12 protein-coding genes are annotated in these 10,485 nt (G+C 68.5%); 8 read left to right on the forward strand and 4 right to left on the reverse strand.

Going from position 1 to position 10,485, the window contains the following annotated elements; all coding sequences use genetic code 11:
- On the forward strand, positions 1-619 hold a 619-nt coding region (locus tag ABZV00_RS35285), incomplete at its 5' end, for a tetratricopeptide repeat protein (protein WP_355614290.1).
- A 785-nt stretch (positions 620-1,404) separates the two neighbouring features.
- Positions 1,405-2,625 carry a low temperature requirement protein A gene (locus ABZV00_RS35290; RefSeq protein ID WP_355614292.1) on the forward strand — a complete coding sequence of 407 codons (1,221 nt, stop codon included), beginning with the start codon at positions 1,405-1,407 and terminating at the stop codon, positions 2,623-2,625.
- 629 nt (positions 2,626-3,254) lie between these two features.
- On the opposite strand, the gene ABZV00_RS35295 is transcribed toward ABZV00_RS35290, so the two are convergent.
- Positions 3,255-3,899: a hypothetical protein gene (locus tag ABZV00_RS35295; protein ID WP_355614295.1), complete on the reverse strand. Its 645-nt coding sequence runs from the start codon at positions 3,897-3,899 to the stop codon at positions 3,255-3,257.
- A 76-nt stretch (positions 3,900-3,975) separates the two neighbouring features.
- Here ABZV00_RS35295 and ABZV00_RS35300 point away from each other — a divergent pair, with 76 nt between their 5' ends.
- The 6 genes from ABZV00_RS35300 to ABZV00_RS35325 all read left to right on the forward strand — a co-directional run bounded on the left by ABZV00_RS35300 (position 3,976) and on the right by ABZV00_RS35325 (position 8,325).
- Positions 3,976-4,101, forward strand: a complete 126-nt coding sequence (locus tag ABZV00_RS35300) for a hypothetical protein (RefSeq protein ID WP_355614298.1) — start codon at positions 3,976-3,978, stop codon at positions 4,099-4,101.
- Positions 4,102-4,103: 2 nt separating this feature from the next.
- Positions 4,104-4,955, forward strand: coding sequence for a metal-dependent hydrolase (locus tag ABZV00_RS35305; protein ID WP_355614301.1), 852 nt, complete (start codon positions 4,104-4,106; stop codon positions 4,953-4,955).
- Positions 4,956-5,029: 74 nt separating this feature from the next.
- Positions 5,030-5,632 carry a hypothetical protein gene (locus ABZV00_RS35310; protein ID WP_355614304.1) on the forward strand — a complete coding sequence of 201 codons (603 nt, stop codon included), beginning with the start codon at positions 5,030-5,032 and terminating at the stop codon, positions 5,630-5,632.
- Positions 5,633-5,732: 100 nt separating this feature from the next.
- Positions 5,733-6,122, forward strand: a complete 390-nt coding sequence (locus ABZV00_RS35315; RefSeq protein ID WP_355614307.1) for a type II toxin-antitoxin system RelE/ParE family toxin — start codon at positions 5,733-5,735, stop codon at positions 6,120-6,122.
- Positions 6,123-6,154: 32 nt separating this feature from the next.
- Entirely contained in the window at positions 6,155-6,427 is a 273-nt protein-coding gene (locus ABZV00_RS35320; RefSeq protein WP_355614310.1) for a helix-turn-helix domain-containing protein, read from the forward strand.
- Between the two features lie 182 nt (positions 6,428-6,609).
- The gene (locus ABZV00_RS35325) at positions 6,610-8,325 is read left to right on the forward strand and encodes a hypothetical protein (RefSeq protein ID WP_355614313.1); all 1,716 of its coding nucleotides are present in this window, start codon (positions 6,610-6,612) and stop codon (positions 8,323-8,325) included.
- A gap of 21 nt (positions 8,326-8,346) precedes the next feature.
- Here ABZV00_RS35325 and ABZV00_RS35330 read toward each other — a convergent pair whose 3' ends face one another.
- From ABZV00_RS35330 to ABZV00_RS35340, 3 genes are all read right to left on the reverse strand, one after another.
- Complete coding sequence (locus ABZV00_RS35330; RefSeq protein WP_355614316.1) at positions 8,347-9,300, reverse strand: hypothetical protein; 954 nt, start codon at positions 9,298-9,300, stop codon at positions 8,347-8,349.
- A gap of 70 nt (positions 9,301-9,370) precedes the next feature.
- Positions 9,371-9,862 (reverse strand): hypothetical protein, encoded by a 492-nt coding sequence (locus ABZV00_RS35335; RefSeq protein ID WP_355614319.1) that lies wholly within the window; start codon positions 9,860-9,862, stop codon positions 9,371-9,373.
- Between the two features lie 117 nt (positions 9,863-9,979).
- Positions 9,980-10,207: a hypothetical protein gene (locus tag ABZV00_RS35340; RefSeq protein ID WP_355614322.1), complete on the reverse strand. Its 228-nt coding sequence runs from the start codon at positions 10,205-10,207 to the stop codon at positions 9,980-9,982.
- Positions 10,208-10,485: the final 278 nt, after the last annotated feature.

Genomic DNA, 10,485 nt, shown 5'->3' on the forward strand with positions numbered 1-10,485 from the left:
CTCCACGTTGGGGGATCTGGGGCAGGCGGGTGAGGCGCTGCCGTTGCGGCGGCGGGCGTTGGAGATCAGTGAGGCGGCGTTGCCGGCGGGGCATCCCACTATCGCGCTCCGGTTGGACAACCTGGCGTCCACGTTGGGGGATCTGGGGCAGGCGGGTGAGGCGCTGCCGTTGCGGCGGCGGGCGTTGGAGATCAGTGAGGCGGCGTTGCCGGCGGGGCATCCCGACATCGCGACCCGGTTGGACAACCTGGCGCACACGTTGGGGGATCTGGGGCAGGCGGGTGAGGCGCTGCCGTTGCGGCGGCGGGCGTTGGAGATCAGTGAGGCGGCGTTGCCGGCGGGGCATCCCGACATCGCGACCCGGTTGAACAACCTGGCGCACACGTTGGGGGATCTGGGGCAGGCGGGTGAGGCGCTGCCGTTGCGGCGGCGGGCGTTGGAGATCAGTGAGGCGGCGTTGCCGGCAGGGCACCCCGACATCGCGCTCCGATTGGACAACCTGGCGCACACGTTGGGGGAGCTGGGGCAGGCGGAGGAGGCGCTGGCCCTACGACAGCGGGCGGCTCAGATCAAGACCAAATTTCAGCATAAGCGGTCTGCATCGAGTGATGCAGACTGATTGCAGCAACCTTGGCTCCGACGAGTGACTAACTGGGTGACGATCGGGTCGTACGCTGGTGGACAACCATGGACTTCGAGGGACGTTCGGAACCAGCTCAGCGATGCGTGATGGCTGATGAGAGGGACTTGGCTGTTGCCTGGGGGTCAAGGGGTCGTCGGTTCGAATCCGGCCGTCCCGACGCAGGTCAGAGGGCTGATCCGGAAATCGGGTCGGTCCTTTCGCCGTTCTGGGGACCAAGATCAGTCAAGTTGGAGCGTGCCTAGCGCTGCTTGACCGTTGGTCAAGTTTCAGGTGGCTACCCGGGTCATTTGCCGAATTGTTCGTTCTCTGGATCAAGGCGGCCCGCAAAGCGGGCCGCGCCGGCCCGGCCCCGGCCTGCTGGCGACCTCCGGCCGGCATCGGCCGGACCGGCCGGCCACGCTGACGGACGACAAGGGGCCATGAAGACCTCGGGGCTCTGCCCCGAACCCCGACCCTCCTCAGAGATGCCGCCGCGGCTCACCTCGCCGGGCACCACAAGGGCTACCAGCCTCCCCGGACGGGGACCAGGTCGTTCGTCCGGTAGGGCGCTCCACCTGGTCCCCGTCGTCCGGGGAGGCTGGACGGTCTACGACTGCCCGACGAGGAGATCCGCCTTAGCCCAGCGGGGTGCCCACAAGGGCAGACGGATCCAGCTGTCGTCCGGTACGTGGCTCGCGCCAGCTTTACCGCCGTCACCACTCGAGTCGTTGAAACGAGCGAATTCGACGCATGGAAGACATTCATCCGGCGAGCATGGGCGGGTGGGACGACCATCGGAGCCGGCGCAGGCCGGGAGCATCCTGCGCGGCGAGGAGGACGCCCAGCAGGTCAGCTTCCTGGAGCTGTTCTTCGACCTGGTGTTGGTCTTCGCCCTGCTTGGGGTCGTCAGCCGGATGGTGCCGGACCTTCTCTCCGACGACGTGCGCCTGCGCTGGCTGTCGCTGCTGGACACGGCCGTCTTGGCCCTGCCGCTGCTCTGGCTGTGGACGACCACCGCGTACATCACGAGCCGGTTCGACTACCGCAACCGCTGGATTCAGCTGCTGGTCCTGGTCAGCGCGTTCGGCCTGCTGATCATGGCGACGTCGCTGCCGTACGAGTTCGAGCAACGCGGCGCCGCCTTCGCCGTTGTGTACGTGGTGCTGCATATCGGACGCCCCTTGGTGCTCCGGCCGTTGTTACGGGAGCACGAGAACGTACAGGCGCTCTACACCCGGCTGGCCGTCTGGGCCAGCGTCTCCGGCGTAATCTGGCTCGCCGGGGCGGTGATGCGCGGAAACCCCCGGATTGTCCTGTGGTTGATCGCCATCATCGTGGACCTGGTCGTGGCGCGGTTCAACTGGCCGGTACCCGGCCTGCCTCGGGCAACGACCAGCGCGTGGGCGATGGCCAGCACTCGACACCTCCCTGAGCGCTATCAGCAACTGTTGCTGATCGCGCTCGGCGAGACGGTGGTGTCGATAGGCCTGACTTACGCCAACCATCCCGCCACGCTCGCCGCAACGGCGGCCCTGGTGGTCACCTTTCTGTCGTCCGTGCTGATGTGGCGGATCTACTTCTATCGCGCTGGCCAGGTGCTGGCCGAGGCGGTCGAGATGTCATCGAATCCGGCAGTTGCCGGCCGGAGCGTCGGCGCGGCCCACGTGCTCATGGTGCTCGGCATCACCTTGGCCGCGGCTGGTTCGGAAATCGTGCTGGCGCATCCCGAGGGGCCCTCCGCGCCGGCCTGGCTCGCGGTCATCCTCGGCGGGCCGGCGGTCTTCCTATTCGGCCGCAGTCGGCTGGAACGGGTCGTCTTCAACCGGCTCGCCGTGCGCCGGTTCGTCGGCATCGGCGTTCTGGTCCTGCTGGCGTCGCCGCTGTTCTTCGGCCCACCACTGCTCGCCGCTATCACGGCTGCCGTCGTGCTGCTCGGGGTCACCCTCGCGGACGCTCGACGCGCCGCCGGCCAGCCACCGGAGGCCCCTTCCCCGTCCGCCTAGCGGAGGCGGTCCGTATCCAGTCCGCAAGAGGTCCACGGACGGCAGGGGAGTGGTGAGAGATGCCGAAAGGTGTTTCCGCTGTTAGGAGCCAATCCACACTGCTTGCCGGGTCGCCCGTTCTGATCTCTCAATCCCTCGGTCGCCGTGCCCGTTGCGTGCCCGTCGGGATGGGCGACGGGTCAACCGCGGTCAGCTTCTGGACGTGGCGGCCAGCGTGGCGAGGCAGGTCAAGTCAGGTCGCTGCCGAGCAGGTTCCGGCCGTATCCACACTTCCTAAACAGTGCGCTGCGGTCATTGAGCGTGTCAGCGTCCCGGGGACCAAGTAGGGACCACACGGCCTGCGCGATGGTGCGCGGCACGACGTCGACCGCACGGCCTGATCTTGGGCATGGCGTGTGTGACGTGCATGGACGTGTGGCGAATCGTCCTGGGGGTCAAGGGGTCGTCGGTTCGAATCCGGCCGTCCCGACCAGCACAAGAGGAGATCATCTTCTCTGGTCGGAAATTCTTTGGGGGCACGGCGGGGGCAGTGCCCCCAACCGGGGGGGGGGGGGGGGGAATACCCGGGCGTGTCGCGGACAGGAAGAAGCCCGGGGAGCGGAGCTCGCCCGGGCCTCTTGCTAGTGACGTCAGTGGATGCGCCGTACGGGACGCAGTCCGGCCGGTCCCGGGCCGGAGTTGCCCGCGATGATGCGCTCGCTCTCGCGCAGGATCTGCTCGGCGTCCCGGTCGCCCTCGGCGAGGAAGGTGACGACGGCCTTCTGCAGCGCGTCCGTCTGGTCCTGCGACTTCTGGAGCAGGGTCTCGTTCTGCCGCCTCAGCGCCTCGCCCAGCGCGCGCAGCTCGGCGATGTCGCCGCGGACATCTCTATGGATGCGGTCGATGCGTGCAGCGTGGATCCGGTGGTACTGCAGCAACTCGAGGTCAAGGTTGAGGTGCAGCTTGTGGGCGGCGGCCGCCACGATGCGCACCGAGGCCGCGGTGGCCAGCGTCAGGCCAAGCCCGACGGCGAAGGCGATCAGTAGGTCCATGAGCGGGGACGGCGTCTTGCCGGCCCAAGCGGTGGGCATGACCACGCCGGCGGTGTACGCCACGCACACCGCGGACAGGATCACCACCCCGATGTCCCACTTGCGCCTCCAGGCCTTGTAGGAGGCACGGCGCTTGTCCAGCAGCTTGCTCTGGGCCCTGCGCATGCTCTCCTCGCCGATCATGAGGAGGTCGATGTTCCAAGCGTCGCTGTCGTCGTCGGGGCCGGCGCCGCTGACATGCATAGAGTCCTCCCGGTCGATCCCGTCTACGGGACCAGTCTGGGGCTGTTGCGGTTAGCCCCCCGTAATTTCATGCTCTGTGAAGCCCTGCGGGCCCGAGCGGGGCCAGTCGTCCGCGACCAGCGAGCTGTACGACTGCCTGTCGCAGGCGTTCCTGCGCTGCTACCCCGACGGCGTCGACGAGTACCTCGACAGGGACCACTGACCATGATGGGCAAGAGCCATGCCCTGTCTGGGGCGGTCGCCTGGCTGGCGGTGTGCGCCGGCGCCGAGCAGGCGGCCGCCGCAGGCCTCGGCGTGCCGGACCCGGGTGCGGCCGCCGTGGTGGTCGGCGCCGCAACGGCCGCCGGGTACGCCCTGCTGCCCGACATCGACCACCCGCAGTCCACCATCGCCCGCGCGCTCGGCCCGATCACCGGCGCGCTGGCCTGGGCCAGCTCTCGAGGTGCGGCCGCCCTGCGGCGGGCCGGGTGTGCGCACTGCGCCGACGGACCGGACCGGGGCGGGCACCGGGCGGTCACCCACACCGCGGTCTTCGCCGCCGTCCTGGGCGCCGTGCTGGCGGTGATCGGCTGGCACTTCGGCGCGCCGGCCGGCCTGGCCGTGGCCGCCGTGGGCATCTGGCTGGCCAGCTACCCGGCGTTGCGCTCCGGCACCCGGGCCAAGGTGGGCGACATGCTCCTGCCCGGGTCGTTCCGCCGGCTGGGCCGGGGTGCGCACCGCTTCGCCGCCACCCTCGGCTCGCTCCTGCTGACTCTGCTCGGCCTGATCTGCGTGGAGGCGCTGGTGCCAGGCGCCTCGTGGTGGTGGGCCGGGGCGGCCGCCGGCGTGGGCACGTTCACCCACTCCCTGGGCGACGCGCTGACGCGCAGCGGCTCGCCGCTGTGGTGGCCGCTGCGCATCCGCGGCTGCCGCTGGCGCAGCGTCGGCAGCCCGCGTGCCGTCCGGTTCACCACCGGCGGAGTGGGGGAGAAGGTCGCCGTCGTCCTGATGCTGCTGGCAGGTGCGGCAGTCGCTTACTACCTGGTGGTCAGCGCCCAGTCGGGTACGGCGGCATGAACCCACGGGGGACAGCCGATCGGCGTCGCACATGGCACGGTGGACACTCGCACGGCAGCACGGTGAGGAGACGCATGATCCCGCAGGGTTACGAGCTCTGGCTCGCCGAGGACCTCGACGACGGCGGAGCGCCACTGATTGGCCGCATCATCGGCTGGCACCCGCCGGCGAAGGTCGACAGCGCCGACGACGCCGCGAAGATCACGCCGATCGTGGCGTATGACTGCGCCGGCGACCGCACGGGCTTCGTGGGACTGGCCAACGCCACGATCTTCTTCGGTTCTACCAAGGAGGAGGTCACGCAGCTGGCGGCCGAGCACCGTGAGCGCCAGGAGCAGCCGGAGCTGGAGGCGCGGATGAAGGACATGGAGGCGCAGCAGCGTCGCCGTGCCTGGGACATGGCGCGCGACGATGCCGAGAAGGGCGAGCTCGACACGGTCAAGGAGTGCGTCGCCACCGCGCTGGACCGCCTTGCGCCGCGCCTGCGGCCGGTCGCTGAGTCGGCCGAGTGGACGCTGACGGCACCCCGGGAGATCGAGGTGAAGGTGCCCCGCCGCCGGGACGTCGAGCTTCTGCCGATCTACGAGCAGCACATCTCTCGCATCGTGAACCTGGTTCTGGGCGAGGGATGGACGGTCAAGATCACCAGGGCTGGCTTCCTGCGGAGCCTGCAGTGATGCGATCCGGACAAACCGCTGATACGGATCTGGCAGTGCCGATCCGCTCTAACGGTTCGAGTAAGCCCATCTGTAGTTCCATATAACGTAGGAGTTCTACGTGAGCTATAGTGCAGGTGCAGACGAGTGGCGAATCGACACCACCGAAGAGGTCGACGAGTGGCTCGTCCGTCTAGGTAAGGAAGATCCCGACACGGCGAACCAGGTGGCCGCTGCCATTGACATCCTCGCCAGGGAGGGCCCGACGTTGGGCCGCCCTCTGGTCGATCGGGTCAAGGGCTCGGACTACAAGAACATGAAGGAGCTCAGGCCCGGCTCCTCGGGCAACACCGAGATCCGCATCCTGTTCGCCTTCGACCCCACCCGAGCAGCCATCTTGCTCGTCGCAGGGAACAAGGCAGGCAACTGGAAGGGTTGGTACGAGACCAGCATCCTCGAGGCCGACAAGCTCTTTGCCGAACATCTTCGGACGTTGAAGGGACAACGCTGATGGTTCGCAGTTGGCGGGACACTCGCTCCCGCATGAACCTCGACGAGGCCAAGGTCGCCGAGCACACCGAGCGGATGCTCGCCGAGGTGCGCGCCGCCCGGCTGCGTGAGATGCGCGAGCGTCGCGGCTTGACCCAGCAGCAGGTCGCCGAGCGCATGGAGGTCTCCCAGCCGCGCGTGGCTGCTATCGAGAGGGGCGAGGTGCCGACGACCGAGGTTGGCACCATCGAGCGGTACGTTGCCGCACTCGGCGGCAAGCTGGAGATCGTCGCCGACTTTGAGGGTGAGCGGCTTGCCCTGAAGTGACCCAGGGCGAAGGCAGAACGAAAGGGGGCGCCGCTCAGGCGGCGCCCCCTTTGTCGTGGGTGCCATGCCCGGCGGGCACGACGTGGCGATATCGGCTTGGTGGGACACCCACTGTTGTCTATGGTTTTGACGCGGACGGCAGTTGACGAGATGCCGGCCCGGAACCGGTGGGGTGTATCGGCGTGGTGAGCCAGGGACGGGGTCGGCAGCGGGTGCGTCCGCGAGCGGCTCGCCGCGCCGCCGAACGGGCAGCGCAGAAGGTTGGCGGCAGGGCTGAGCGGCGCGGACGTAGCGTTCCACCGACCGTTGCAGGCTTCGAGGCCGCACTGCACGACCGTGGTCACGACGGCGTTGCCGAGGCGTTGATCTCGCGGCACAACCAGCGCATGGAACGTATCGCCGACGTCGGTCACACGATGCAATGCATCGGTCTGCCGCTGCTCGCGAGCTACCTGCCGTTGGCGCTGGCTGCTGAGGAATTGGGGGCGCACCCAGGGCGTGCTCCCATTCATTCAGGTCCGACCTGGGAAGACCACCTGGCGTGGGGGCTGGACAGCGTCGCCGCGGCGGTGCGCCTGATGATGAGTTTGCAGCCGGTCGGTGCGAGCATCATCGCCCGGACCCAATTGGAGCGTTGGTCGTCGAACCTCGAATTCAGCAGCCTGATCCGCCAGGAGCCGGGCGAGACGACCGTCGCCTGGCTCAACCGGCTGTGGAGCGCGCCGGTGGTCTGGCCAGACGGAGTCGCAACCCCGGTGGGTGATCTGTTCGCTGATGTCAGCGAGCTGCTGCATGGGCGCGGCCGGCTGATGCCGCTCGTGTGGCTTGATATCGCCGACGTCACGGATGCCCCTTCAAGCGAACACGTGAGGCTCCTCGACACCATCAGCGACTCACTGGTGGTCAGCCTCAGCCACATCCGTACGTGCCTCGCGACCGTTGCCGAAGCAAGGGGCAGGGGCTATCGGGCCCAGACGATCAACATGGTTCGGCTCGTCTCGCCAGCCCGAAGCTGGGTGCCCGACCTTCGAGCCTTCCTGTTCCCTCTGGTGCCGGATCACTTCCGGGGCGTCGAGGGGCCGCTCGGTGCGACGGCCACCGAACACCGGCGTGTGGTCTCCGCGCTGCGCGCCGGTCAGCGCCCCGATGCGCCGTCGGAACTGTGGCCGGTCCTGAGCTTCGGCGCTCAGCGGTTCCGGGCGCTCATACTCGCCGAGCACGCCCACAGGACGGAGCGGGAGGCGCTTGGTGACCGGTTTGATGAGCAGGGCATCCAGAACCATGCAACCGAGGCTGTGCTGGCTGGCGAGATGGCAGCGGTGCTCGCCGTGTGGCTGCGTCAGGACCCCGCCAAGCGCTCAGCGGCAGACGCATTCGCGGTCTGCGCATCTGGCCTGCGATCGGCACAGTGGCTCTGGCTCGAAGACGACGACCGTGGCATGGGCTGCCTGCGGTGTGTGATCGAACAGGTGGCACGAGCACGCACCTGGCGGGTGAGGCCGGATCGCGCTGCCAGGATTGAAGCGAACCCGAAGTCCACCCCTCGCGACTGGGTAGAGGGCGCTGGTTGGAAGCGCCTGAACCTGTTGAACCGGGCCCTCGGCGAGTTCGCGCACGGGTCGACAAGGACGAATTGGAACGCCGCCCGTGGTGCACTCGTCGCGCTTCAAGCCAACGCAGAGGCAGATGAAGAAGCGCAGTACACCGGCCGCACCCACGCACTGGCCGCGATGATCTTCATCGTGTCCGTGGAATGTGCGGCCTGGGTCGACAGCTTCAGCAGTCAACTGGGCGAGGCGTACCGCAAGGTCATTCGTGTCGACGACGCGGGGGCCGACCGCGCCATCGACGCACTGATGAATCGAGCGTGGGAGAAGCGCGGAACACCGCTGCGGTGAGGGTCACGATCCGATGGGCGGTCATGGCCGGGACCACCCCTCGGCTTCGTCGGCCCCTCGCGCCAACGCGTCCGGATACGGATCGCCCGCCCACTCCGCCATTGCCGCGTCGTCGTAGTCAGGCAGTCCTCGCTCCGGCTCGTGCACGTGGGCGTCCGGATCGACCCCCTCGGACGTGGCGATCAGCCGCAGCAGGAAGTCCTCCGCGCCGCGCAGCAGGACCGGGTCCTCCGTCCAGAACCCGAACTCCAGGCTGCGCCGCGACGCCACCGTGAAGTTCGCCGACCCGATCCACAGCCGCTTCGCGGTGAACCGAGTGACATCGGCCGGGCCGAAGTCGTCCTCGTCGTGCTCCCACAGTCGGCCCAGCAGCGCTAGCTTGGCGTGCAGCAGCGGCGGCATACTCCCGTTGCCGCCGATACCCTTGCGGAAGCCAATCGTCCGCACTGTCGGGATGGTGCGGTCCCGCTCCGCCGGCGTCCAGCCCGGACCGATGATCGCCGGCTCGCCATCGACCACGGTCGCCAACTGCTCCAACTCAGGAAAGTACGCAACGGGTAGACCGTCCGTACGCTCGTTGAGATCGGCGAGGACCTTCAGCTTGTAGGGCAGCGCCGATGGCTGCCAGTGCTTGGTGCGAGACTGCTTCGTGAGCACCACGCACGCCGCCTCCAGGCCGGCGATTTCCTCGAGCAACTCCGGGTCATCCATCCACATCGCGCAGCCCAACAGGGTGGTGCCCGGCCCGTGGTACTGGTCCCAGCGCGCGTGACGGTGCTCGCGGAAGTCACGGATGCCCTGCACCAGACCCGCCAGCACATCTCGGCCGAAGAACGCCTGATTGCCCTCGGTGCCGGCAGCCATCACCGCGTCGTACCACTCGGCGAAACGCGGTGTCGCGTGGTCCTCTGTCACCCCCGACACATTAGGCCGGCCGGCGCCGGGCGGCTGCCCGGCCGTGGTCGAGGTCGGCATCGCCCATCCCCACGACGCACTGCGCCCCCCGCTGGCCTCGGCCGGCGGGGGCGCCACTTCGTGTCTGCGGTCAGGGGTGCAGCCACTGCCAGCCGGCCGCACAGTTCCGGGTGCTGAAGATGGCACCCTTCGGCACCGCCACCTCCAGAGGCCCGATCGCGTAACCGCCGTCGTCGACGCCGTACTCCGGCGGCAACGACAGCCCCCACATGCAGTCCGTCGCCCCTGTCCCACCGTCCGTCGCCCATGTACCGGGCTCGACGAGGTGGGACTTCTTGCACCACTCCACGTTCTTGCAGCTCGACCCGGCCACGTAGTACCCGCAGCGGCCCTCGGACACGCAGTTGCCACCCTCGTCGGTCATCTCGATGGGCAGCGTCGGCTTGTGCGACGGCGACAGGCTCGGAGACGGGCTGGGCGACAAGCTGGGGCTCGGCGACGGCGAGACGCTGGTGGCGGCGACAGTGGAGGACGGGGCGGCGGCCGGCTCAGGGTCACCGCCGCAGCCCGTGACGGCGGCGGCCAGGATCACGACGGCGGCGAGGCGGGGGATACGGGTCATGCCGGGCAGGCTATCGACCACCCGCGACAGGCAGGCAGCGTTCAACGTCGAGATGCGAGTCGACCGCACCCCCTGAACACCACCGACGAGGCCCTCGGCGGATCGCCGGGGGCGTCGTCATGTCCTCGGAGTCCAGACATATATCCATGGCGGGCCGAGGCCGGCAACCGGCTCCAGCTCGTAGACGCCGTTCATGTCGGCATCGAGCAACTCGCCGCCGTACTCAATCCACAACCAGGTCTGATCGACCACCTCGGGCGGGACGCCGTTCTCGTCGAGGGGCACGGTCAAGAAGCGGCCATCGACCGGGCCTCCCTCGCACAGAACGTCGACCTTCTCCCACACGCTTCGATCATCGAACGGATGGGCCTGCCGCGATCGGCCTTCGAGCCCGACGGCACCCTGCGCCTAGATCTCCGGACGAGGTCGATGGTTGGAGCGAGGTCCCGATGGTGGGGGAGCGGGGCGCGGCGGGGACCGTGGTGACCCTGTCGGCCTGCCCCCGTTTACCCCCCGAACACCCCTGCCCCCTCTTGGTCAGGATGGGGTGAGACACCGCGTGTGAGTGCGGGGTGCTGACCGAGGGCGGGATCGGAGATCCTGGTGTACGTGTCGACATCTTC

The organism is Micromonospora sp. NPDC005173 (genome assembly GCF_040608515.1).
Taxonomy (GTDB): domain Bacteria; phylum Actinomycetota; class Actinomycetes; order Mycobacteriales; family Micromonosporaceae; genus Micromonospora.

Excerpts from the sequence above, each read along its gene's own strand:
- ABZV00_RS35295 (WP_355614295.1), bottom strand. The coding sequence starts at position 3,899 with ATGCATGTCAGCGGCGCCGGCCCCGACGACGACAGCGACGCTTGGAAC.
- ABZV00_RS35310 (WP_355614304.1), top strand. The coding sequence starts at position 5,030 with ATGATCCCGCAGGGTTACGAGCTCTGGCTCGCCGAGGACCTCGACGAC.
- ABZV00_RS35335 (WP_355614319.1), bottom strand. The coding sequence starts at position 9,862 with ATGACCCGTATCCCCCGCCTCGCCGCCGTCGTGATCCTGGCCGCCGCC.
- ABZV00_RS35305 (WP_355614301.1), top strand. The coding sequence starts at position 4,104 with ATGATGGGCAAGAGCCATGCCCTGTCTGGGGCGGTCGCCTGGCTGGCG.
- ABZV00_RS35330 (WP_355614316.1), bottom strand. The coding sequence starts at position 9,300 with ATGCCGACCTCGACCACGGCCGGGCAGCCGCCCGGCGCCGGCCGGCCT.
- ABZV00_RS35320 (WP_355614310.1), top strand. The coding sequence starts at position 6,155 with ATGAACCTCGACGAGGCCAAGGTCGCCGAGCACACCGAGCGGATGCTC.